Annotated in this window: 26 protein-coding genes; 24 read left to right on the top strand and 2 right to left on the bottom strand. The window is 62.1% G+C overall.

Annotation, left to right across the window (positions count from 1 at the left end; all coding sequences use genetic code 11):
* The first annotated feature begins 64 nt into the window (after positions 1-64).
* The 9 genes from ACSFB7_RS04185 to ACSFB7_RS04145 all read left to right on the top strand — a co-directional run bounded on the left by ACSFB7_RS04185 (position 65) and on the right by ACSFB7_RS04145 (position 6,189).
* On the top strand, positions 65-691 hold the full coding sequence (locus ACSFB7_RS04185) for a superoxide dismutase (protein WP_435467344.1): 627 nt from the start codon (positions 65-67) through the stop codon (positions 689-691).
* Between the two features lie 211 nt (positions 692-902).
* Positions 903-1,226 (top strand): ArsR/SmtB family transcription factor, encoded by a 324-nt coding sequence (locus ACSFB7_RS04180; protein ID WP_435467342.1) that lies wholly within the window; start codon positions 903-905, stop codon positions 1,224-1,226.
* An 11-nt stretch (positions 1,227-1,237) separates the two neighbouring features.
* A complete protein-coding gene (locus ACSFB7_RS04175) occupies positions 1,238-1,717 on the top strand; it encodes an ArsI/CadI family heavy metal resistance metalloenzyme (RefSeq protein WP_435467340.1) in 480 nt (159 codons plus the stop codon).
* 10 nt (positions 1,718-1,727) lie between these two features.
* A complete protein-coding gene (gene arsN2, locus ACSFB7_RS04170) occupies positions 1,728-2,228 on the top strand; it encodes an arsenic resistance N-acetyltransferase ArsN2 (protein WP_435467338.1) in 501 nt (166 codons plus the stop codon).
* Positions 2,221-2,730: an arsenate reductase ArsC gene (locus tag ACSFB7_RS04165; RefSeq protein ID WP_435467336.1), complete on the top strand. Its 510-nt coding sequence runs from the start codon at positions 2,221-2,223 to the stop codon at positions 2,728-2,730. Before arsN2 ends, ACSFB7_RS04165 begins: the two co-directional genes overlap by 8 nt.
* On the top strand, positions 2,727-3,215 hold the full coding sequence (locus ACSFB7_RS04160) for an arsenate reductase ArsC (RefSeq protein ID WP_435467334.1): 489 nt from the start codon (positions 2,727-2,729) through the stop codon (positions 3,213-3,215). The genes ACSFB7_RS04165 and ACSFB7_RS04160 overlap by 4 nt, the downstream gene beginning before the upstream one ends.
* 4 nt (positions 3,216-3,219) lie before the next feature.
* Entirely contained in the window at positions 3,220-4,278 is a 1,059-nt protein-coding gene (gene arsB / locus ACSFB7_RS04155) for an ACR3 family arsenite efflux transporter (protein WP_435467332.1), read from the top strand.
* Complete coding sequence (arsH, locus tag ACSFB7_RS04150; RefSeq protein ID WP_435467330.1) at positions 4,268-4,981, top strand: arsenical resistance protein ArsH; 714 nt, start codon at positions 4,268-4,270, stop codon at positions 4,979-4,981. Before arsB ends, arsH begins: the two co-directional genes overlap by 11 nt.
* An 11-nt stretch (positions 4,982-4,992) precedes the next feature.
* Positions 4,993-6,189, top strand: coding sequence for an MFS transporter (locus tag ACSFB7_RS04145; protein ID WP_435467328.1), 1,197 nt, complete (start codon positions 4,993-4,995; stop codon positions 6,187-6,189).
* 133 nt (positions 6,190-6,322) lie between these two features.
* Here ACSFB7_RS04145 and ACSFB7_RS04140 read toward each other — a convergent pair whose 3' ends face one another.
* The gene (locus ACSFB7_RS04140) at positions 6,323-7,078 is read right to left on the bottom strand and encodes a hypothetical protein (RefSeq protein ID WP_435467326.1); all 756 of its coding nucleotides are present in this window, start codon (positions 7,076-7,078) and stop codon (positions 6,323-6,325) included.
* A 590-nt stretch (positions 7,079-7,668) separates the two neighbouring features.
* On the opposite strand from ACSFB7_RS04140, the gene istA reads away from it, so the two are divergent.
* The 3 genes from istA to ACSFB7_RS04125 all read left to right on the top strand — a co-directional run bounded on the left by istA (position 7,669) and on the right by ACSFB7_RS04125 (position 11,204).
* Positions 7,669-9,210, top strand: a complete 1,542-nt coding sequence (istA, locus tag ACSFB7_RS04135; protein WP_435467325.1) for an IS21 family transposase — start codon at positions 7,669-7,671, stop codon at positions 9,208-9,210.
* The gene (gene istB, locus ACSFB7_RS04130; protein ID WP_435467323.1) at positions 9,207-9,959 is read left to right on the top strand and encodes an IS21-like element helper ATPase IstB; all 753 of its coding nucleotides are present in this window, start codon (positions 9,207-9,209) and stop codon (positions 9,957-9,959) included. Before istA ends, istB begins: the two co-directional genes overlap by 4 nt.
* Positions 9,960-10,862: 903 nt before the next feature.
* Positions 10,863-11,204, top strand: coding sequence for a DUF2958 domain-containing protein (locus tag ACSFB7_RS04125; protein WP_435467321.1), 342 nt, complete (start codon positions 10,863-10,865; stop codon positions 11,202-11,204).
* A 73-nt stretch (positions 11,205-11,277) separates the two neighbouring features.
* Here ACSFB7_RS04125 and ACSFB7_RS04120 read toward each other — a convergent pair whose 3' ends face one another.
* The gene (locus tag ACSFB7_RS04120) at positions 11,278-11,562 is read right to left on the bottom strand and encodes a helix-turn-helix domain-containing protein (protein WP_435467319.1); all 285 of its coding nucleotides are present in this window, start codon (positions 11,560-11,562) and stop codon (positions 11,278-11,280) included.
* Positions 11,563-11,693: 131 nt separating this feature from the next.
* On the opposite strand from ACSFB7_RS04120, the gene ACSFB7_RS04115 reads away from it, so the two are divergent.
* The 12 genes from ACSFB7_RS04115 (at position 11,694) to ACSFB7_RS04060 (ending at position 21,129) form a co-directional block, all read left to right on the top strand.
* Positions 11,694-12,035 carry a DUF2958 domain-containing protein gene (locus ACSFB7_RS04115; protein WP_435467317.1) on the top strand — a complete coding sequence of 114 codons (342 nt, stop codon included), beginning with the start codon at positions 11,694-11,696 and terminating at the stop codon, positions 12,033-12,035.
* Between the two features lie 102 nt (positions 12,036-12,137).
* Positions 12,138-12,389, top strand: coding sequence for a transcriptional regulator domain-containing protein (locus tag ACSFB7_RS04110; protein WP_435467315.1), 252 nt, complete (start codon positions 12,138-12,140; stop codon positions 12,387-12,389).
* Positions 12,390-12,402: 13 nt separating this feature from the next.
* The gene (locus tag ACSFB7_RS04105; RefSeq protein WP_435467313.1) at positions 12,403-12,939 is read left to right on the top strand and encodes a DUF2285 domain-containing protein; all 537 of its coding nucleotides are present in this window, start codon (positions 12,403-12,405) and stop codon (positions 12,937-12,939) included.
* A gap of 92 nt (positions 12,940-13,031) precedes the next feature.
* Positions 13,032-13,328, top strand: coding sequence for a helix-turn-helix transcriptional regulator (locus ACSFB7_RS04100; protein WP_435467311.1), 297 nt, complete (start codon positions 13,032-13,034; stop codon positions 13,326-13,328).
* A 42-nt stretch (positions 13,329-13,370) separates the two neighbouring features.
* Positions 13,371-14,258, top strand: coding sequence for a replication initiator protein A (locus ACSFB7_RS04095; protein WP_435467309.1), 888 nt, complete (start codon positions 13,371-13,373; stop codon positions 14,256-14,258).
* A gap of 140 nt (positions 14,259-14,398) precedes the next feature.
* Positions 14,399-15,133, top strand: a complete 735-nt coding sequence (gene parA, locus ACSFB7_RS04090; RefSeq protein ID WP_435467307.1) for a ParA family partition ATPase — start codon at positions 14,399-14,401, stop codon at positions 15,131-15,133.
* The gene (locus ACSFB7_RS04085; protein ID WP_435467305.1) at positions 15,130-15,393 is read left to right on the top strand and encodes a chromosome partitioning protein ParB; all 264 of its coding nucleotides are present in this window, start codon (positions 15,130-15,132) and stop codon (positions 15,391-15,393) included. The genes parA and ACSFB7_RS04085 overlap by 4 nt, the downstream gene beginning before the upstream one ends.
* A gap of 65 nt (positions 15,394-15,458) precedes the next feature.
* Positions 15,459-15,908, top strand: a complete 450-nt coding sequence (locus ACSFB7_RS04080; protein WP_435468074.1) for a DUF2840 domain-containing protein — start codon at positions 15,459-15,461, stop codon at positions 15,906-15,908.
* Positions 15,905-16,426, top strand: a complete 522-nt coding sequence (locus ACSFB7_RS04075) for a S26 family signal peptidase (protein WP_435467303.1) — start codon at positions 15,905-15,907, stop codon at positions 16,424-16,426. Before ACSFB7_RS04080 ends, ACSFB7_RS04075 begins: the two co-directional genes overlap by 4 nt.
* A 663-nt stretch (positions 16,427-17,089) precedes the next feature.
* Positions 17,090-18,850, top strand: a complete 1,761-nt coding sequence (locus ACSFB7_RS04070) for a DUF3363 domain-containing protein (protein WP_435467301.1) — start codon at positions 17,090-17,092, stop codon at positions 18,848-18,850.
* 247 nt (positions 18,851-19,097) lie between these two features.
* Positions 19,098-19,922 (top strand): IclR family transcriptional regulator, encoded by an 825-nt coding sequence (locus ACSFB7_RS04065; protein WP_435467299.1) that lies wholly within the window; start codon positions 19,098-19,100, stop codon positions 19,920-19,922.
* A gap of 7 nt (positions 19,923-19,929) precedes the next feature.
* Entirely contained in the window at positions 19,930-21,129 is a 1,200-nt protein-coding gene (locus ACSFB7_RS04060; protein WP_435467297.1) for a M24 family metallopeptidase, read from the top strand.
* Positions 21,130-21,155: the final 26 nt, after the last annotated feature.

Below are 21,155 nucleotides of genomic sequence, written 5' to 3'. Positions count from 1 at the left end.
CGCGGGATCCCTTGCGCTGTCCGCCACCGCCTTGGCTGCAACCGATCCTTCGAAGGAGCCCTCCATGACCAGCGCACCAGCTTTCCAGAGCAGCGGCACCCTCAAGCCCTTGCCATTCGACCTCGCCAAGCTCAGCAACATCTCAGAGCGGCTGATCCGCTCGCACTGGGAGAACAACTACGGCGGCTCGGTGAAAGCCCTGGCCGTAGTGAAGAAGCGCCTGGGCGAAGCGCTGGCCGACAAGGAACTCCAGCCCTACGTCTATAACGATCTCAAGCGCGAGCATCTGCTGCGTACCGGTTCGGTGGTGCTGCATGAGCAGTACTTCGACAACCTTGGCGGCAGTGGCCAGGCTGGCGCGAGCGAGCGTCAGGTGATCGCAAAGGCGTTCGGCAGCTTCGATGTCTGGGAGACGGAGTTCCGCCGTATCGCCGCAGGCTTGGGTGGCGGATCAGGTTGGGTGGTGCTGGGCTTCAACCAGCACACGCGGCAGCTCGAGAACTACTGGATGGCCGACCACGCGCACGGGCCAGCAGCCACGACCCCGATCCTGGTGGTGGACATGTACGAGCACGCCTACCAGATGGACTTTGGTGCGGCAGCCGCGAAGTACATCGACGCCTTCTTCCAGAACGTCCAGTGGGAAAAGATCGCAGAACGGCTGGCGGTCAGCGGCGCGACGAAGACGTGAGGTCATCGCGAGGTGGAGCATCTTGCTCGCTGATCTGTCTGCAAATCGAAGACGATGCTCGCTGCGAGGCGTCGGCGGCTGGACACTTGGGGGTTGGCTGGCGTACGCCGCAGGCCGGTGGCGGATTGCCCGCCCCCTTCGAACTCCGACACTGATACTCATCAATTTAAAGTTTCTTGAATTATTTCCATAATTCAATTAATATTGAATTATGGAAGAAAAGAACGTCATCCAAGCCTTGGCTGCTCTGGCCCAACCTGTGCGGCTGCGGGTCTTTCGTGCGCTCGTCGTTGCCGGTCCGGCCGGCCTCACGCCAGGCGTGCTCGCGGATCAACTCGAGGTGCCTCCGACGAGCCTGTCGTTCCACCTCAAGGAGCTGACGCACGCCGGCTTGGTCAACCAAGAGCGCGAGGGTCGGAACCTGATCTATCGCGCGGTGTTCGAGCAGATGAACGCGCTGCTCGGCTACCTCACCGAGAACTGCTGTCAGGGCGAGGCTTGTCTGCCTGCCAGCACCACTGCCTGTGAATGCTGAAGGAGAACCCAATGAAGCGCTTCCACGTCCATCTTCACGTCGATGACTTGGCCAAGAGCATCGCCTTCTACTCCAACCTCTTTGCAGCGCCCCCCTTGCGGGTAGAGGCTGACTATGCGAAGTGGATGCTCGACGACCCGCGCGTCAACTTCGCGATCTCCACGGTCGGACACGGCAAGGGCATCGACCATCTCGGGATCCAGACCGAGGACGACGAAGAACTCGCCGAGTTGAAGGCTCGCGGCCAGGCCGCCGACCGCACGCTGCTCGATGAAGGCGAGACCGTGTGCTGTTATGCGCGCAGCGAGAAGCACTGGGTCACCGATCCGCAGGGGATCGCATGGGAGCATTTCAAGACCTTGGACGGCACCGTGCCGGTCTACGGCCAATCCAAGCCCGTTGCCAAAGTCGAGTCTGCCTGCTGCGCGCTTGACGCCGTTCGAGGCATCCCGGTCAACGCTTCTGGCAAGGCCACGGGCGCCTGCTGCTGAGGGTCGCACCATGCCCCAAGAGCCGTCCGAATCGTTGGTCAGATCGCTGTTCGTTCGCGCAGAAGCAGCGTCTCTGTCGCCCGTGCGGTCCCTTCTGCGGGATGCCGGCCTTCCCGAGTCCGATCTTCGGGAGGAGCACATGGAGGCCTTCTTCGTGAGCCGCGCCGGCGACGAAGGGATTCTTGCCTGCGTCGGTCTGGAGCGCTTCGGCGACACCGCCTTGCTCCGCTCCCTCGCGGTTCGCGCCGATGCACGTGGCAATGGTGTGGGCGACCAAGCCCTGCAGACCATGGAAGCCTTCGCCGCGTCGAAAGGCGTGAATCGCCTCTGCATCCTGACCACCACGGCAGAGCCATTCTTCGAGGCTCGAGGCTTCGAGCGCTGCGACCGCACCGCGCTGCCGGCATCCGTGCATGCCAGCAGCGAATTCAAGAGCCTGTGTCCGGCCTCGGCCGTCTGCATGTTCAAAGAGATCACTACGACTTCCACCGAGAAAAATCGTCATGGCTGACAAGACCTACAACGTCCTCTTCATCTGCACGGGCAACGCTGCGCGTTCCATCCTGGCCGAGGGCCTGCTCAACGAGCTGGGCAAAGGGCGATTCAAGGCCTACTCGGCCGGCAGTCATCCAGCCGGCAAGGTCAACGCCTACGCATTGCTGACCTTGGACAAGATGCACCTTCCCACCACCGGCTACCGCAGCAAGAACTGGGATGAATTCGCGAAGCCCGGTGCGCCGGCGATGGATTTCGTGCTCACCGTCTGCGACAAGGCTGCGGGTGAGGTCTGCCCGGTGTGGCCCGGCCAGCCCATGACCGCGCATTGGGGCGTAGTGGACCCCGCGGCCTTCGCGGGAACGGAGGAGGCCACCGAGCGCCAGTTCATGGACACCGCCCTCACGCTGAAGCGCCGAATCGAGCTGATGCTGGCGTTGCCCTTGGCCCGGCTCGACTCCATGGCCATCCAGCGCGAGATCCGCGACATCGGCAAGGCTCAGAAGGCACCGCAATGACGCTCAACGTACTCATCCTCTGCACCCACAATTCGGCCCGCAGCGTGCTGGCCGAGGGCATGCTCAACCACTGGGCCCAGAAGCTCGGCAAGGACGTGAAGGCGTTCAGCGCCGGCAGCGCGCCCAGCGGAAGAATCAACCCGTTCGCCATCGAGGTGCTGCAGGCGGCCGGCGTGAACACCGAGGGCTTTCGCAGCAAGAGCTGGAACGAATTTGCCACGCCGGTCATGCATGTGGTCATCACCGTCTGCGACAGCGCCGCGCAGGAGGCCTGCCCCTACTGGCCGGGCACACGGGTCAAGGTGCATTGGGGATATCCGGACCCGTCGAATACCGAGGGCGACGACGACGCCAAACGGCAAGCCTTCGAGCTGACGCGCCAGGCGATCTCCTACCGCATGCTGCAACTGCTCGCACTCGATAACCCGGAAGCGATGAGCGACGCCGAGCTGCAAGAGCGGCTGAAGCGCATCTCTGCGAACTGACACCATGAGCGCAGTCATCGAAAGCCCGCGCGCCAGCGCGGCCCCCATGAGCGTCTTCGAGCGCTACCTGACGGTCTGGGTGTTCCTCTGCATCGTCGTCGGCATCGCATTGGGGCAGTTGTTCCCGGCCGTGTTCCAGGCCGTCGGCCGCCTCGAAGTCGCCAAGGTCAACATTCCGGTGGGTGTGCTGATTTGGGTGATGATCATCCCGATGTTGCTGCGCGTCGACTTCGCGGCCCTTGCCGAGGTAAAGAACCACTGGCGCGGCATCGGCGTGACGCTGTTTATCAACTGGGCCGTGAAGCCGTTCTCGATGGCCTTCCTGGCCTGGCTCTTTGTGCGCCAGGTGTTCGCCGGCTCACTGCCGGCCGACCAGCTCGACAGCTACGTGGCCGGCCTGATCCTGCTAGCCGCCGCGCCCTGCACGGCGATGGTCTTCGTCTGGAGCCGCCTGACCGGTGGCGATCCGGTCTTCACGCTGTCGCAAGTCGCATTGAACGACGCCATCATGGTGTTCGCCTTCGCGCCCATCGTCGGGCTGCTGCTGGGCCTGTCGGCGATCACAGTGCCATGGGACACGCTCATCACCTCGGTGGCGCTCTACATCGTGCTGCCGGTGATCTTCGCGCAGGTGCTGCGCAAGCAACTGCTCAAGGGCGGGCCGGCTGCGTTCGAGCGAGCCATGCATCGCATCGGCCCCTGGTCGATCGCCGCGCTGCTGCTGACGCTCGTGCTGTTGTTCGCTTTCCAAGGAGAGGCCATCATCAAGCAGCCCTTGGTGATCGCGATGCTCGCGGTGCCGATCCTGATCCAGGTGGTGCTGAACTCCGGATTGGCCTACTGGCTCAACCGCAAGCTCGGCGAGAAGCACAACATCGCATGCCCTTCAGCGCTGATCGGCGCATCCAACTTCTTCGAGCTGGCGGTGGCCGCAGCCATCAGCCTGTTCGGCTTTCACTCGGGCGCAGCGCTGGCTACTGTGGTCGGCGTGCTGATCGAAGTGCCGATCATGCTGGCGGTGGTGAAAGTCGTGAACTCGTCGCGAGGGTGGTATGAGTCGTGAACTGCCGAATGTAGATCCCGAGTTGTTCGAGAAGGCGGATCTGAATCTGCTGCTGCCGGCGCAGCGCTCGACGCATGCGCCGCGCATCCTGCTTCTGTACGGCTCGGTTCGCGAGCGCTCCTACAGCCGCTTGCTGACCGAAGAAGCCGCAAGGCTGCTTCGCGCGCTCGGCGCCGAAACGCGGATATTCGATCCTCGGGGCATGCCACTGCCAGACTCGGAGCCCGACGACCACCCTAGGGTGGCGGAACTGCGCGAACTCGCCCAGTGGGCAGAGGGAATGGTTTGGACTTCGCCCGAGCGCCACGGCGCGATGACCGGGATCATGAAGGCGCAGATCGACTGGATACCGCTAGCCGTCGGCTCGGTGCGACCCACGCAAGGCAAGACCCTCGCGGTCATGGAAGTGTCGGGAGGCTCGCAGTCCTTCAACGCCGTGAACCAACTGCGCGTACTCGGCCGGTGGATGCGCATGATCACGATCCCCAACCAGTCCTCGGTGGCCAAGGCCTTCCTTGAGTTCGAGGAAAACGGTCGCATGAAGCCCTCGCCCTACTACGACCGCGTAGTCGACGTGATGGAAGAGCTGGTGAAGTTCACGCTCCTCACGCGTGACTCCGCCGCTTACCTGGTCGACCGCTACAGCGAGCGTCGGGAGAGCGCCGAAGCTCTTTCTAAACGCGTGAACCTGCGCAGCATCTGAGCGAAGCCAGAGTGCAGCGCAGGACAACGACTACGGTGGTGCTAGGGGTGGCGCAGACCCTAGCGTGGGCCTCGTCGTACTACCTTCCGGCGGTTCTGGCTGGTGCCATCGGCAAGGACATCGGGATCTCCACGTCCACGGTCTTCGGCGCCTTCTCGGTGGCGCTCCTCGTCGCAGCCGGCATCGGGCCCGTCGCAGGCCGGCGCATCGACCGTCTGGGTGGGCGATCGGTTCTCATTGCCAGCAACCTGGTGTTTGCGGCAGGGCTGGCCGCATTGAGCCAGGCCAGCTCTGCAGTCCACATCTTTGCCGCCTGGGCGTTGATGGGCCTAGCCATGGGCAGTGGGCTCTACGAGGCCGCGTTCGCCACCGTAGTGCGCTTGCACGGCCAAGATGCGCGACGCGCCATCACCGGCATCACCTTGTTCGCAGGCTTTGCGAGCACTGTGGGCTGGCCACTGTCAGCCTATCTGGAAAGCAAGGTGGGTTGGCGCGGGGCGTGCCTTGCCTGGGCCGCCATGCATCTGTTGATTGGCCTGCCACTCAACATGCTGCTGCCACGTGCTTCTCAAGCCGCCCCCACGCAAAAGTCCGCCACCGCCGCGCAGAACGTCGGTACCGGGTTCTCTTCAGCACAGCAGCGGCGCGCCGCCGTCCTGATGGCCTATGTCTTTGCCGTGACCTGGTTCATCAGCACGGCGATGGCTGCGCACCTTCCGGAACTGCTGCTGGCCAGCGGCGCAACATTGGCCGCGGCGGTGGGCATCGCCGCGCTGGTCGGACCTGCCCAGGTGGCAGGGCGGGTGATTGAATTCACCTTCCTCAAGCGCGCGCATCCGCTGTTGTCGGCCCGGTTGGCCACGCTGGCTCACCCGTTGGGCGCGCTCTGCCTTGGTCTGTTCGGCACTTCAGCCGCTGCCGGGTTCGCGGTGCTGCACGGCTTGGGCAACGGCATCCTGACCATCGCTATCGGGACCCTTCCGCTCCTGGTCTTCGGTGCCAAGGGCTACGGGCAGCGCCAGGGATTTCTGATGGTGCCGGCGCGCGTCGTCCAAGCCGGCGCACCGTTTCTATTTGGCATCGCGGTAGAGCAGTGGGGAGCCGGTGCGCTGTGGTTCTCTGCCATGCTCGGTTTGTCCGCGTGCCTAGCGTTGGTGGTCATGACATTCGATATGAAGAGGGTCGCTTTCGTAATCGAGGCTCGTTGAGGGTAGTTCTCGGAGCAATCAAGGCAGTACGCGAGACCACCACGCGTGCGGCTTTATGGTGGGTTGGGGCCGTGCAAACGGCATGCAGAAGTTCTGCGCACGCAACTGGAGAAATGTCGGGAAGATGCAAGCGCTACTGGAGCTTCCACTCGCGCCGAAGTCTAGATTCCATGGGCAATGCCAGTTGCATCTGGTCGTCAATGCCGACCCACTCGAGAAAAAATTCATCGATCCGTACAAACACCTCCTCAATCGCGGGGGCGATCTCCGGGTTCTTCAGCAAATTTTTCTGCATACGCAGATAGCAGAGTTGCGCCGCTTGCCTAAGCCCCGGCGAGGGAGGGCTTGCTTCCGCTTTGGCCATAAACACCACCACAGCCGTCAAAGCCTCGAACGTTCCGAGTTGGGCGAGCGCTTGCGATACCTCGTCGTTGAGGTAATAGAGCCGCTTGTTCAGCCTTCTAAGCGGTTCGATCAACGCGTGCTTCGATTCGAAGATCACGTAGCGCACTTCGTCAGACATGGCCCAAAGCAGATCGTTGGCCTCCTCGAGCGTGAGGCGCCGACCTCTGATCAGATCCCATATGACGGAGTTGAAATAGATCGCGGTTCCAGGAAAAGCTTTCTCGGCAAGGTCAACGGGGGACGCCTTGCCTGCGATTCGACTGGGGACTCTCGAGCCATCCTTGTATCGAAAAAACTTGCTGGAGCGCACTACTCCGTCCGCGCACGAGCGGAGGAGTTCTGGCTGCAACAGGCGTTCAAGGGCGTCGGCGGAAGGCAGGCCGCTCCTGAAGAGGGACGCCCAGAACCACATCTGCGTGCGTAGCTGATCCACCGGATCGCGGCAAGGACGCCCAACGCGTGACCGTTTGAGAGCGAAGGCCATCCCGGAAGCGTACAGAAATTCCGAGTTTCTTGCGAGGTGGACCCGAAGCGAACTCCAGCGAACACTACGAGACATCGCTGTACCGGAAAGGGTCTCATGCCGCCACCCGAGTTGGCCCCGTCTTCATTCGACCAACTTCACGCGGAGCTGCGGGAAGCGCTCGAGGCCAAACATGGTCCTCTGCTGGGAGGGCGGACCCTGGTGACGTCCTTGGGGCACAACACATCGGCAAGCCTGCGACAGGCCCAGAAACGCGGGCAGGTCTCTGTTTCCTTGTTCAACTTACCCCATCGACGGGGGTATTTCGCTCTGACGAGCGACGTTGCGGCCTGGCTCGCAAGGGCTCGTCTCTCGAGCGCCGCCGAATCCAAGAAAGGCCAGCCTATAGAGACTCACTAAGAACAGTGCCCAAAAACGCGAAAGCCCGAGGCTGCAACCACGGGCTAAAGCGTCCGGCCGCGCCAGACAGGTTTGTATATGTATGGCAGGAGTATCGGTCGGCGAATTCCGTGCGTCAAGTACCGCGGATGCCGGGGCTAACCTCATCCTGGCTGCCTACCTCCGGTGGTCACATGGCTCGGAGGTAGCGAATGAAGCTCCCTGTCCGCAAGCAGCGAGAGATCGTACGCCTGCACTTTCACTCACCCTCGGAATCAAACCGTTTCATCGCCAGGAGCGCTGGCGTCTCTGCAGATACCGTCAAGACCGTCAGAAGCCTCCTGATCGCACGATCCCTCGATTGGCAGATGCTGAAAGAGTTGGACGACGAACAATGGTGTCGAAATCTTGGAACGGAGGATAAGTCCAAACAGCCACATCGGCCCGCGCCCAATTGGCAGTGGATTCATGCCGAGATGCAGCGTCCGAGCGCCACCCTCGAACAGCTCTGGCAAGAGTGGCGTGAGGTAAATCCAAACGGAATCGCGTACTCGCAGTTCACCGCGCTCTACAGGCTGTGGCTCAAGGAACAGCACGTGGTGATGCGGCGAACGCATGTTCCTGGCGAGAAGCTCTTCGTCGACTTCGCGGGACAGACTGTGGAAATCCGGGATGCCAAAGGTGGCGACTCGACGTTCGCACAGATCTTCGTTGCCGTCATGGGGCACTCTAATTTCACCTATGTTCAGGCTGTCGCCAGTCAAACTATCGCCGACTGGGTGATCTGCCATTGCAATTGCTTTGAGGCGCTCGGCGGAACCCCGAAGTGGGTGGTCAGCGACAACCTCAAGTCGGCGGTTCTGCGACATGGGCGAGATCAAGTCTTGATCAACCCCGACTACGACGAGATGCTTCGTCACTACAACACTGCAGCTCTTCCTGCTCGGCCGCGAAAGCCAAAGCAAAAGGCAAAGGCGGAAGTGGGAGTTCAGATTGCGCAGCGTTGGATGCTCTTCAAGCTTCGCAATCGCGTGTTCTTCAGCTTGGAGGAACTCAATGCCGAGCTTCGTCGGTTGACGATTGCGTTGAACGAGCACCGCTTCAAGAAGATGGCTGGCTGTCGGCGAGAGCGCTTTGAGGCCGCAGACAAGTCCGCATTGCAGCCTTTGCCAGATCGATCGTATGAACTCTGCGATTGGCGCTACGAAGTACGGGTGGGCGAAGACCACCATGTCGAGCACCGGAAGTGCTTGTATTCGGTGCCGTTTGCGCTCACCCGCGAGCGTGTCGACTTGCGCATCACGACCTCGATGATGGAGATTTTCTTCAAGGGGCGCCGTGTCGCACTGCACACGCTTCTCAAGAACGCAGGCGATGTGAGCACCGTTCAAGAACATCGGCCCATTGCCCACCAGCGCGTTCTTGACGGTGAGCCTCGCGCCCTGATGAAGTGGGCTGAAGGCGTCGGTCCTCATGCCATGCGCATGATCCTTCATCATGTCCAAGAGCGCAGCGATGTCGCCAACGGCATCAAGGCTGCGCAGCGCATGCGCACTCTCGCGTCGGAGCATGGGGAAGCGCGGTTCGAGGCGGTCTGCGCCTATGCGCTTCCTCTCAACATCACGTCATTGCGCAGCATCTCCTCCATCTTGACGAAGGAGGCAGATCTGCGCGCCCAACAGGAACCCGAAGCAAAGCCTCGTCCTACGCATGACAACGTGCGCGGACCCCAATACTACGGAGAAGAATCATGAGCACGATCGAACAGACTTGCGCGCGTTTGCGCGAAATCAAATTGACGACCATGGCACAGGCGTACGAACTGCAGGCCGAACAGCCAAAGCTCCAACAACATACATTCGATGAGCGATTTGCGCTCTTGGTCGATTCGGAAGTAGCTGGCCGAGAGAATCGCAAACTGTCCCAACTTGTACGAGTCGCCGCACTTCCCGACAAAGCGGCATTCGAAGAAATCGACAACCGGCCAACCAGAGGTTTGGACAAGGCCTTGCTTTCTACTTTGTCCTCATGCGGGTGGATCAGGAGACAACAGAATCTTATTGTCGTCGGGGCCACAGGAGTCGGGAAGACATGGCTCGCGTGTGCTTTTGGGCATCAAGCATGCCGTCTAAAAATTCCTGTTGCATTTTATCGAACCAGTGATCTCTACACTGCCATTGGAGAGGCTGTGCATGATGGATCGCTACCCAAGCTGAAACTCACGCTCAGCAAGCCGAGCCTTCTCATCCTTGATGATTTCGGGATCGGCGAGATGTCGGCGTCCGCTGCTCAGGTTCTGCTAGACGTTGTTGATCGGCGTATGAGGACAGGATCCCTTCTCATTACTTCGCAGTACCCAACTGACAAATGGCATTCCTTTTTTCCCGACCCAACCGTTGCTGACGCGGTACTCGATCGCGTCGTCCATCAGGCACATCGAATTCAGTTGAAGGGCGAGTCGATGCGGAAGTTGCAGGGACGAAAGCGGCTCGAGGAGGCCTAAGAGCTAGCACCGCAAAGTGAGGAGCCCCGCGGGAAATTGGCGGGGTGCACAGATCAAACCGGAACAGGTGCTCAGGTCAAACCGGAATGGGTGCTCAGGTCAAACCGGAATGGATGCTCAGGTCAAACCGGAATGGATGCTCAGGTCAAACCGGAATGGGTGCTCAGGTCAAACCGGAATGGATGCTCAGGTCAAACCGGAATGGGTGCTCAGGTCAAACCGGAATGGGTGCTCAGGTCAAACCGGAATGGGTGCTCATCTAGGACCGGAATACGCACCCGGTGCCCCGCCAGTCGGCGGGGCGCTTCATCCCTGGGTTCATTGCATCAACGGCCCGCGCTTTGTCGCGGGCCGTTTTGCTGCTGCGGGTCTGCATTGAATTCCGCAAGTACGGAATGGCGCCAATCCGTGTTTCCTGATTTCCTGATCTGTGGGTCGTCGTCATTCCGACTCTGCGGTTCTACGGATGCTCGGGTCGCAGTGGATGTGCGGAAATGGTTCTGAGGATTCGTGGGTTTGTGCAGAGATGCGTCGCAGGTTTTACGAGTTGGCGTGCATGCGGTTCGGCGTTGAAGACATTTGTGCGTCTCCCGGCGGCGCCGGGCCGCGCTGTCGTGCTGCGCATCGAGCCGCCGGCGGCGTCTCGTCCCTTCGGGCTTCCATCCCTGACGCCTGCGGCCTTCACTTCGTTTCGGGCCTGCGCGCTCCGCTTGCCCAAGGGGAAGGCAGGGGAGGGGGTTGGCTTGCTGTTCCCTGCATCGTTGCACGGCGTTCTCGCCGTCAAGGTCTGCGCGCACGTCGTGCGCTTGCGGCCGGTGGCCGTCTGCGAACCCTGACAGCTGCGCTGCGCCGTGCGGCTTCGGTCTTGGGCAATTCCGCCCTGCATCCTTTCAAGGAAAGACCATGACGAAGCTTCTTACCGACGAACAACGCGAGCAGTTGCTGGCCAATGGCCAGAAATCGACCGAGACCCCCCACTTCGACCCGCTGCCCGTAGTCAAGTTGTTCACGCCCAACGCAGGCGCGACGTGGTTGCTGACCGAACTCGATTCTGAAGACACCGCGTTTGGACTCTGCGATCTCGGGCAAGGCTTTCCCGAACTGGGCTATGTGAGCCTGGCGGAACTGGAGGGGTTGCGCGGGAAGTGGGGGCTGCCCATCGAGCGTGATCTTTACTTCTTTGCCGACAAGCCGCTGAGCGGCTACGCGCGTGAGGCGCGGCTGGCAGGGCGTATCGTGGCGTAGCCTGCCACAGGCGCTGCCGTACGGTAGCGCCTTCTAGAACGTCCAAGGGGCCGGAGATGAGTTCTCTCGACCGTCATCTCGCCGCCTTCTGTTCTTTCTTGTATCGCTTCATCGTAGATTGAATCATTTCATCTGGGCCGGCTTCCAGACCGTCGGCCAGCCGGAACAATGTTGTCAGCGAAGGGCTGGTCTGCCCCAACTCCAATTTAGCGACGAATGTTCGTGTAATGCCGGATGCAAATGCCAACCCCTCCTGACTGAGCGACGATGCCGCACGCCGAGCCTTGATCTCGGCGGCGAACGCTCGAAGCAGAGCGGGATCTTGGTTGGAACGCATGACAACGAATTTCGTCGTCATGTGTTCTTTATGCACCCGCTTGTATGGTACAAAATAGGTGAAACAAACTCAGCAGATCGTGATGCCGAGATGAGCAAGACTTCGCATCGGATCTCTCCGACAAAGTAGCACCACGGCCTTCAGGAGAACCCATGGCATTCCTCACCGATGAGCAGCGTATTCAGATGCTGACCAATGGGGCGGCCCGTGCTCGCGGTGAAGCTCTCGATCCGTTGCCTGTTGTCAAGCTTCACACTCTGGATGCGGGGCTTGTCTGGCTGCTCACCGAGCTGGATGCCGATGGCGACAAGGCCTATGGCCTGTGCGATGCGGGGATCGGGTCTCCCGCGTTGGATCATGTGAGCTTGTCGGCATTCGAGGGTGTGCGGGGCCCCAAGGGTTTGCGCATCGTGGTCGATCCAAACTTCAAGGCCCGCCAGCCGCTTTCGGCCTATGTGGCCAATGCGAAGCGCGACGGATCGATCAACGACTGATGCGCATTGATCCTTGCCGTTCGCGCGATGAGAGATCGCCGCAAAGGCGACCCGGCTGAACGGACGTTGTGGCAGCTTCCTTCGTTCGAAAGGAGTCTTGCCATGAAGATGCGCGATATCGACGATCTGCCACGCGCGACCTGGAGCGTGTCGGCTGCCTATCTCTACACGCTGGACCTCGACGGCGCCGCGCTCGCGTGGGAATACCTGCGCCGCAATCCACAGTACCGCGCTGAGTACGGCGCATCGGAGCGGCGGCGAACTTCCTGGTTCCAGCGTTGGGGGTTGCGATGTCGCCGAAGACCCACGCCTGGATGCTCGCGAGGCACACCCACAATGGCTCTCGTCCGCTGACGGACTGCTGCATGTGCGTGCATCGCGCACACGCGATGCCACAGATCGTTTCGACTTGTGGAGCGTGCCCGGCCGCAAGCGCCTGATGCTTGGCGATGCCGACCTGCTCCTCACCGCTGAGTTGTCCGCGCAGCGCCTGCGCGTCTCGCTGGCCGGCGATCTTGCGCATGGCGCAGCCTACGCCTGCGCCGTGCCGTTGATATCGGGGCTGCGCGGGCAGCTCGATGCATTCAATGCGCAGGCTCAGGTCTTGGGCGGCCAAGCGCCGCCCGTGCCGCCGGTGCGGGCGGTGACACGGGCAGCCTTGCTGCACCTGCGCGCCCTTCAAGGGCTCGACGCAGCGCAAGCCGGCGCTTCACACCGCGACGTCGCTCAGGCGCTCTTTGGTCTTCAGGCTGCGGTGCTGCGTTGGCATGAAGATGGCGACCTGCGCGCGCAGGTTCGACACCTGCTGCGGCGAGCACAGGCCTACATGACCGGCGGCTATCTGGCATTGGCCAGCGTGCGTCGTGCTGCGGGGAAGCACCCCGGAGACGACGAGGTGCGCTGAATATCTCCCTGCTCGGATTGAGCCCAACTCCCGAGACTGCCTCCATCGGGCCGCGATTGGTTTGCGGCCTACCCACAGCGATGGAGGTCTTCATGGCAGTTGGCAGTTCGTTCCCTTCCCGCACGGCAGCAGCGGTTGCGCCGCAGCCCGCCGCCGTGCCTGCGGCATCCGCCAACCCCGAGTTCCTGACGACCGACGAGGCCGGCGCGTTCCTGCGGCTGTCGCCGCGCACACTGGAGAAGCAACGCGTGCTGGGTGGTGGGCCGCGTTTTCGGAAGTTCGGCGCGCGTGTGGTCTACGCGGCCGCGGACTTGCGCGCATGGGCCGACAGCCACACCTACGGCATGACCTCGGATCCCGGCTACGTGCAGCGGGAATCGGTGCGCTGACCGCGCGTCCATCTGCCGATCTATCCACAAGGCAAGACGACCATGGTGAGTCCCCCCAGCGAACGCGCACAGCTGCCGCTGTTCCGCGCGCTGCCGGCCAGCGATCTGGCGCCGCGAGATTCACAGGACCTGATGGCCTATCCATTCTTCTCTCTGGCGAAGTCGCGCCGCACAGTGCCAATTCGTTTTGCGGCCGGCAGCGTTTCTCTCACGGTCGAAGGCGTGCCCGAACATGGCATTGCCACGATCTGGGATGCCGACGTGCTGATCTGGGCTGCCAGCCAGATCGTGCAGGCTCGCGATGACGGCATTGCCCCATCGCGGCTGATGGTCGCCACGCCCCACGAAATCCTGCGTTTCGTGCAACGCGGAACAGGGCTGACCGACTACCGGATGCTCAAGCTGGCGCTGGACCGGCTGCAGTCGACCACGGTGGCCACGTCTATTCGCCAACCGGATCGTCTCAATGGTGGCAAGCGGCTGCACCGCTTCTCGTGGATCAATGAGTGGAAGGAGCACATCCGTCATGACGGCCGCTCCGAAGGCATCGAGCTGATCCTGGCCGATTGGTTCTTCTCGGGTGTCATGGACAACGCCCTCGTGCTCACCCTGGATCCGGCGTATTTCCGGCTTTCAGGCGGTATCGAGCGTTGGCTGTATCGGCTGGTGCGCAAGCACGGAGGCCGGCAGCAAGACGGCTGGAAATTCGATCTGCGGCATCTGCATCTGAAATCCGCGAGCCTGCAGCGGTACAGCGACTTCGCGTTGCACCTGCGACGCCTGGTCCGGCGCCAGTCCTTGCCGGGCTACTGGCTCGCAATCGACCGCGCCGGGAACACCGACTGGCTGCGTTTCCGGAGCTGGCCCAGGGGCATGCCATGCAGCGACTTATCCACCGCAGATGTTGAACAGTCTGTGGAGAACCTGTGAGTGGGCTCGGGTAATCGCCCGCACGCCACTCGGGTAATCGCCCGCAAACGGCTCGGGTAATCACACGCACGAACCGGCCGCCAAGCCACGCCCGGCAACGGTTTCGAGCTCCCTTAACTCTCTAACTGAATTCATAACTTATGGATAAAAGAGAAATCGGCGCTGCTCAAGAAACAGGCAATGCCTCAACCGGGGCGTCCGAAAACCGTCGACCAGAAAGGCAAGCCAGCCCGGGCAAGGTGATCGCGCTGCTGAATCAGAAGGGCGGTGCCGGCAAGACGACACTGGCCACGCACCTCGCTGGTGAACTTGCGATGACGGGAGATCGTGTGACGCTGCTCGATGCCGATCCACAGGGCTCGGCATTGGACTGGGCACAACGGCGGCTTCAGAACGGTCAGGAGCGGCTCTACGGCGTCTTTGGGCTGGCGAGGGACTCGCTGCACCAGGAAGCGCCGCAGATCGCCTTACAGGCCGACTACGTCGTGATCGATGGCCCGCCGCGGGTCGCGGCACTTGCGCGCTCCGCGTTGCTGGCCGCGGACCTGGTGCTGATTCCGGTGCAGCCGAGCGCCTACGACGTCTGGGCCAGTCATGAGATGGTGCAACTGATTACGGAGGCCAAGGTGTTCCGGCCGCAGTTGCGCGCGGCCTTCGTGATCAATCGGCGTGTGGTCGGAACGGTGATCGGGCGCGAGGCGCGCAGCGCGCTCGCCGACCAGCCGTTCGCTGCGCTGCCCGCTGAAATCTCGCAGCGCATCGTCTTCGCCGACAGCGTGGCTGCGGGCCGACTCGCGTGCGAAGTGGCACCTCGATGCGCGGCGGCACGCGAAATTTCTGCGCTTGCGCAGGCGGTGCGGGAACTGCTGCAATGACCGCGCCACCCGCCGTTTCGCAGCAACGGCGTGCATCGATCGGCCGCAAGCCTGCGACCGATCCGGCGTCAGCTTGGGTGCGGCGAGCCGACGAGCCCGATGCACCGGCGAAGGCATCGATCTACACCGCGCGCCTCACCATCGATGTGACACCTGCGCTGCGTGGTCGCATCAAGGTGACTGCGTTCAAGCGCGGTATCACCGCGGCCAACATGCTGCGGGAGTTGCTGGAGCGGGAGTTCGACCGGGGAACGTCTTGACACACCTGAATGACCATTTTGCGCAACCCTCGCCTCAGCGCGCGTTGCCGTCGCGCCCCGCGCATATGCGTGTCTCCCTCGCTTTCGTCGAGCATCGCGTGAACGTCTGGCTGCGCTTCGGCAGGCCGGAGCGCGAGGCCGTTCTGGATCGCTGGCGGCGCGTTGCTGTGTTCGAGCCCGGTGCAGTCTGCTGCCGTGTGAAGTGGATCGGTAACGACTACGGCACGGCGCTGTGGCAGCTCATGGTGTTGCAGGCACCGATGCCGTTCGACGGTGCACAACGCGTCGCTGGCGTGGTGCCCGGAGCATGCATCCTGCTGAGGGCCGATGGAGAGCCACAAGTCAAAGCAGTGCTCGAGGCAATCGATGCCATCGAAAGCCTTGGCATCAATCCTTGTGTCGTGGCGGTGACCTATTGGCGCACAGCTGCCAACCGGCTGGCCGCACGCCAGCCACTGCCCGAATACACCGCCGAGCGGCACACGGCGCACCTCGCACGCGAGGCGCTGCAATGAGGCACCGTATGCTTTTCGCATGCATGAGCCTCAGCATGGCCGCGCTATGTGCGCCTGCCGTGGTGACGATGCCGGTAGCCATCGTCTACAACCCGAGCGACAGCGTGCCGCGCGGCTGGTATCGAATCAACGGCGCCAGATCCCCTGGATCGTTGCACGTCGGCAGCATCGTGCTGGCGCGGATCCCCGCCGATGCGGCCACGCTGGCCGCGCAGCGAGGCTACCTGCCGGCTGGCGTGCCGATCCTCAAGCGTATCGGGGCCGTGGCACCGCAGTCGGTATGCGTGCGGGGCCACGTCGTACACATCGACGGTGCAGTCATGGCAACCGCACGGACGCATGACGGCGAACACCGGCTGATACCTGTCTGGCGGCAGTGTCGGCGCCTCGTCGGGAAAGAGTTGTTCCTGCTCAGCGATACGAGTCCGGCGTCGTTCGACAGCCGCTATTTCGGGCCGGTCGCGGCGTCTGCCGTGCTCGGTGTCGCGCGGCCGCTGTGGACGTGGGGCGTGCCATGAGGTTTCGGATCCTCTTGCAGTTCAGTTTCCCGCGGCGCTGCACGGCACATCGCTCCGGCATGCCTTCGTTCGTGCGACGAGTCTGCATCATTCGCGCTTGGATGCTGCAGCCAACTTTGCGCCGAACGTGCAACCGAAATGCCGCCGACCCCGCACCAAGGTGGCACTCCGACGTGCAGGGAGCTCGGCGCCAGCGTGCAGCACATGCTGCACTCGCGCTGCCTCTCGGGCAGCGTTGCGCACTTGGTGCGCGACTGGCGCCAGGTCGAAGCAGGGAGCGGATGCGGGAGGCGGAGACGGAGGGCAAGATAAAAGGACTGGCACGCCTTGGCCTACCAAGCCAGTCTGCACGTGGGTTTGGCGCGGCACGCCACGTGCTGCTGAGCGTGCCGTTCGGGTACGCCTGGGCGCTTGGTTGCGAGCTTTGCCGGGTGCCGTCTTCGATCCACTGCGCCATGCTGCGCCGGGGTTTCCGCCATGGCCTCCAGTGATGACGACCGTTTTCGCGTTCGGCCCGCCGCTCCGAGATCCCGCTCCGGTCCACGTCCGCGTCGCCTTGTCTCGCAGGTTCTCAAGGGGGTGTCGAAGTCGGGCTCCAAGGCTTCGAGTGCGCGGGGCGCGCGCCCCGCATCGACTTTTGGCCGGGGCCGGGTGGCCGCTGGCATGGCCGGCCGCAGGTTGGTCGCCAATGCTCGACGCGTCAGCATCAAGTCCCGCTTCGTGGTGCTGAAGAAGGCCGGTTCAAAGTTTGTATCGACGCACCTGCGCTACATCGAGCGCGACGGCACCACGCGTGACGGGCAGCGCGGACAGGCCTATAGCGCCGACGCGGACACCGTTGACCTCAAGAGCTTCGAAGAGCGTGGTCGGGGTGACCGTCACCAGTTCCGCTTCATCGTCTCGGCGGAAGACGCGATGGAGCTCGAGGACTTGCGTGGCTTCACGCGCGAGTTCATGCGACGTATGGCAGTCGACCTGGAAACACCGCTGGACTGGGTGGCTGTGGATCATTGGGACACGGACAATCCGCATACCCACATCGTCCTGCGTGGCCGAGTCGGTAGCGAACGCAAAGGCCAGGATCTGGTAATCGCTCCAGACTACATGGCCCACGGTATGCGCATGCGTGCCAGTGAGATCACGACCGAATGGCTGGGGCCGCGCACCGAGACCGAGATACGGCAAAGCCTGCAGCGGGAGGTTGATCTTGAACGACTCACCAGCTTAGATCGGGCGCTGCTTCGGCAGGCCACTTTGGAGATTGTGGATCTGGCAGGCCAGCCGGAAGACCACCAGCGCTGGAACGTGCTGCGCGCGCGGCTGCAGCGACTCGAGGCCATGGCGCTGGCGGAACGGATCGACGCGAACCGCTGGCGGCTGGTGCCGGGCATGGAGAAGACCTTGACTGCCCTGGGCGAGCGCGGCGACATCCTGCGCACGATGCATCGGGCGATGAAGGGGGAGCAGCGAGAGTTGGCGATGGAAGCCAGTCCGGCAACGCCGATCATTGGTCGTATCGCGGCCAAGGGTCTGACCGATGAACTGCACGACAGCGGCTACCTGGTGGTCGATGCCATCGACGGCCGAGCGCACTATCTGAAGCTTTCAACAGGTTTCGACTTAGCTGCACTGCCCCTTGATGGGATTGTGGAGTACAGGCCACATGGGCAGGAAAGGGGGGTGGACCGCAACATCGCGATCGCCGCCAAAGATGGCGTTTATCGGACGGCCGATCACCTCGTGCATCTCAATCAAGCGAGCGCTCGTAATCCGCAGCTCACCGTGAATGCGCATGTGCGGCGCCTCGAAGCGCTGCGCCGCGCCGGCATCGTGGAGCGCCTCACCGAGGGCGTCTGGCAGATTCCGCCCGACTTGAAACAGAAAGCCCGCCAATATGACATACGGAGAGCGTCGGAATCGACCATCGAGTTGCGGTCGTACTTGCCCATCCAGCGGCAGGTCAACGCGATAGGTGCCACTTGGTTAGACAGGCAACTTGTGGATGACGGCAGGGGACTGGTGGCGCAGGGCTTTGGCGCTCAGGCACGCGATGCGTTGCACCGCCGTGTGGACTTCCTTGCAGAGCAAAGTCTCGCGCAACGACAAGGCCAGCGGGTGATCCTTGCCCGCAATCTGCTCGTTACGTTGCGCGATCGCGAGCTGGCATCGGCGGGCAAAAAGCTGCAGACCCAGACCAGTGCGATCTACCGCCCACTGCAGGATGGCCAGCAGGTTCATGGCGTCTACCGCCGATCCATTCAGCTTGTCAGCGGCCGGTTTGCCATGCTCGACGACGGCATGAGGTTCAGTCTGGTGCCTTGGCGGCCTGTGATCGAGGCCAAGCTCGGCATGGATGTTTCAGGCGTTGTTCGTGGTGGGGCTGTGACATGGAATTTCCAGCGGCAACGAAGCCCGTCCTTGTAGAGGACATGTCCGGAGCCCTGCGCTAAACGCAGCTTCGTCGGCGGCATATCTAGCTCGTTAGAGGCGTGGGGAAATCGCAGCCCTGGATTTGGCGCGGCGCACTACGAATCTACCGTTGTCTCGCCTGCGTCGGTTGAACCGAACCCTGCAGGCGTGGGCGCGCAACGATGCGCGCCCGTCCTTGACAAGCAACGAGCAAGACTCGCATAATTCATTTATCGGCACACTGTACCAATTATAGGAACAAATGTCAACCAATCAATCTTTGTCTCGAGGGCTCGCGATGCTCGACGCGATTGACGTCAGCGCGGAGCCAATGGGCATTCGTGAACTGGCGCGCGCCCTGGACATCAGCCCATCGATTGCCCAGCGCTTGGCGAACACACTGATCGAAGCTGGATACCTGCAACAAGTCGTCGAAACGCGGCGATATCGGCTCGGGTACCGAGCTCTTGCAATCGGATCGTCAATGGTTCGTAGCGATGCTCTGTACGTGAATGCAGCGGCCGAGCTGAAACTGCTGGCAGACCACCGACAGCTCAATGGCTATCTCGGGGTCGTCCAACAGAACAGCGTTGTGTACTTGCATACCGTTCAAAGTAGCGGAGCGATTGCGATTCGAGCCGAAGCGGGCTCACGAGTACTGGCGCATTCGACGGCGATGGGCAAGGCCCTCGTCGCCGAAATGTCGACCGAAGAAGCGCGGACCGTCCTCGGCCCCGCGCCCTACGCGGCACGAACCGCGAAGACGATCACCGATGCGGAAGCACTTGCACTCGAACTCGAAATCATCCGCAAACGCGGCTATGCGATCTCGGATGAAGAGAACGAAGTGGGCGTCGTGTCCATCGGGGCAGTGATCCGAAACAGTCGGGCAGCCGCTATCGCTGCGATCAGCGTTGCCTTCCTCGCAGCACAGCACGGCAAGAAGGAATGGTCCGCGCTGGCCGACCTCATCGTGCGCGCGGCGGCGAAGTGCTCTGGTGCTCTCGGATATTCCCCAGCTTCAACGGAACAGCTCGCGCCCATTCATGGCTCAGGCGCTGACGCGAGAGTCTCCAAACATCACTGAGAACTCTATGAACGAAAGTCTTCTGAATAAGGATCGGTTGATCCAGGTTGGACGCCAGGGCGGCATCAACGCGTTCGTCGCGACATCGCCGGAGAACGTGACCTATGCGAGTGGCTATTGGGCGCTCTCTCAATGGATTCGACGCGGGCCGCAAGCGTTCGTCATCTTGCCTGTCCAGGAACTCGAGGCCTCGCGAATCATCGCTCCGACTTCGCTACTGGATCAACTGGCTGACCAGGATGATGTGTGGGTGCCGAACGTCACGAGATTCGGCTACTTCCATGTGGATGCGGCCGACCGCCCAATGAGTGCGCTCGACTCGCGGCAGCAAAAACTCTATGCACTACCCGATGGAAAGAGCGCGTTAGGCGCTCTCGTCGATTCGATTCGCGCCGGTGGGTTGGCAAAGGCCACATTGGCCGTGGATGAGTTGGGGCTCCTGCCGGGACAATGGGATCACCTGGCCCAAGAGCTTCCTGATGCATCGCTGGTTCCGGCGACCGAACTGTTCCGAAGGATTCGGGCAGTCAAGACCGCGGAGGAGGTTCGGCGGCTCCGGGCTGTAGCGACGATCGCTGAACGATCCGTGCACGCAGCATTGAAGCAGGCGCGACTCGGAATTAGCGAGATCGAGATGGCCCGCGCTTTCCATACTCAGACTGTCCAGAATGATGCCACGCCGGTCCTCGGGTGTATCGGCTTCGCTGCGCGCAGCGCGATGCCGAACGTGCACCCCTCCGAGGCAACGCTTCAGCGCGGCGATGTCATTCGCTTTGACGTAGGCGGGCGGTACAGGCATTACCGCGCCGACATTGCAAGAATCGCGACCTTCGGAAATCCCGATCCGCGGGTTTTGAAGTACCACCGGGCTCTGCATGTCGGTGTGATGTCGGCGTTCGAAGCGATAAGACCCGGCGTCAAGGCTTCCACGGTGTTCGACATTGCCGTACAGGCAACACGTAAAGCCGGGATTCCGCACTACGCTAGGAGCCACGTTGGTCATGGGATCGGCGTCGATGGCTATGACGTTCCCAATCTCGCACCTGGCAACGATCAGTTGATCGAAGAAGGCATGGTGATGTGTGTCGAGACGCCTTACTACGAACTGGGATGGTGCGGCTTGCAGGTCGAGAACACCGTCGTCGTCCGCGCGACAGGTGTTGAGCTGCTTCACGAGAACGACGGCGGCCTGATCGTCTTGCCATGAGCGTCGATGCCTGCCTGCGTTGTCTT

The organism is Variovorax raffinosi (assembly GCF_051216615.1).
Classification (GTDB): Bacteria; Pseudomonadota; Gammaproteobacteria; order Burkholderiales; family Burkholderiaceae_C; genus Variovorax.
This window is presented reverse-complemented; position numbering and strand designations above follow the sequence as displayed.

Excerpts from the sequence above, each read along its gene's own strand:
- ACSFB7_RS04175 (WP_435467340.1), top strand. The coding sequence starts at position 1,238 with ATGAAGCGCTTCCACGTCCATCTTCACGTCGATGACTTGGCCAAGAGC.
- ACSFB7_RS04085 (WP_435467305.1), top strand. The coding sequence starts at position 15,130 with ATGACCGCGCCACCCGCCGTTTCGCAGCAACGGCGTGCATCGATCGGC.
- istA (WP_435467325.1), top strand. The coding sequence starts at position 7,669 with ATGAAGCTCCCTGTCCGCAAGCAGCGAGAGATCGTACGCCTGCACTTT.
- ACSFB7_RS04160 (WP_435467334.1), top strand. The coding sequence starts at position 2,727 with ATGACGCTCAACGTACTCATCCTCTGCACCCACAATTCGGCCCGCAGC.
- ACSFB7_RS04125 (WP_435467321.1), top strand. The coding sequence starts at position 10,863 with ATGACGAAGCTTCTTACCGACGAACAACGCGAGCAGTTGCTGGCCAAT.
- parA (WP_435467307.1), top strand. The coding sequence starts at position 14,399 with ATGGATAAAAGAGAAATCGGCGCTGCTCAAGAAACAGGCAATGCCTCA.
- arsB (WP_435467332.1), top strand. The coding sequence starts at position 3,220 with ATGAGCGCAGTCATCGAAAGCCCGCGCGCCAGCGCGGCCCCCATGAGC.
- ACSFB7_RS04115 (WP_435467317.1), top strand. The coding sequence starts at position 11,694 with ATGGCATTCCTCACCGATGAGCAGCGTATTCAGATGCTGACCAATGGG.
- ACSFB7_RS04185 (WP_435467344.1), top strand. The coding sequence starts at position 65 with ATGACCAGCGCACCAGCTTTCCAGAGCAGCGGCACCCTCAAGCCCTTG.
- ACSFB7_RS04060 (WP_435467297.1), top strand. The coding sequence starts at position 19,930 with ATGAACGAAAGTCTTCTGAATAAGGATCGGTTGATCCAGGTTGGACGC.
- ACSFB7_RS04100 (WP_435467311.1), top strand. The coding sequence starts at position 13,032 with ATGGCAGTTGGCAGTTCGTTCCCTTCCCGCACGGCAGCAGCGGTTGCG.
- ACSFB7_RS04110 (WP_435467315.1), top strand. The coding sequence starts at position 12,138 with ATGAAGATGCGCGATATCGACGATCTGCCACGCGCGACCTGGAGCGTG.
- ACSFB7_RS04120 (WP_435467319.1), bottom strand. The coding sequence starts at position 11,562 with ATGACGACGAAATTCGTTGTCATGCGTTCCAACCAAGATCCCGCTCTG.
- arsN2 (WP_435467338.1), top strand. The coding sequence starts at position 1,728 with ATGCCCCAAGAGCCGTCCGAATCGTTGGTCAGATCGCTGTTCGTTCGC.
- ACSFB7_RS04165 (WP_435467336.1), top strand. The coding sequence starts at position 2,221 with ATGGCTGACAAGACCTACAACGTCCTCTTCATCTGCACGGGCAACGCT.
- ACSFB7_RS04095 (WP_435467309.1), top strand. The coding sequence starts at position 13,371 with ATGGTGAGTCCCCCCAGCGAACGCGCACAGCTGCCGCTGTTCCGCGCG.
- ACSFB7_RS04075 (WP_435467303.1), top strand. The coding sequence starts at position 15,905 with ATGAGGCACCGTATGCTTTTCGCATGCATGAGCCTCAGCATGGCCGCG.
- ACSFB7_RS04070 (WP_435467301.1), top strand. The coding sequence starts at position 17,090 with ATGGCCGGCCGCAGGTTGGTCGCCAATGCTCGACGCGTCAGCATCAAG.
- ACSFB7_RS04080 (WP_435468074.1), top strand. The coding sequence starts at position 15,459 with ATGCGTGTCTCCCTCGCTTTCGTCGAGCATCGCGTGAACGTCTGGCTG.
- istB (WP_435467323.1), top strand. The coding sequence starts at position 9,207 with ATGAGCACGATCGAACAGACTTGCGCGCGTTTGCGCGAAATCAAATTG.
- arsH (WP_435467330.1), top strand. The coding sequence starts at position 4,268 with ATGAGTCGTGAACTGCCGAATGTAGATCCCGAGTTGTTCGAGAAGGCG.
- ACSFB7_RS04065 (WP_435467299.1), top strand. The coding sequence starts at position 19,098 with ATGTCAACCAATCAATCTTTGTCTCGAGGGCTCGCGATGCTCGACGCG.
- ACSFB7_RS04140 (WP_435467326.1), bottom strand. The coding sequence starts at position 7,078 with ATGGCCTTCGCTCTCAAACGGTCACGCGTTGGGCGTCCTTGCCGCGAT.
- ACSFB7_RS04180 (WP_435467342.1), top strand. The coding sequence starts at position 903 with ATGGAAGAAAAGAACGTCATCCAAGCCTTGGCTGCTCTGGCCCAACCT.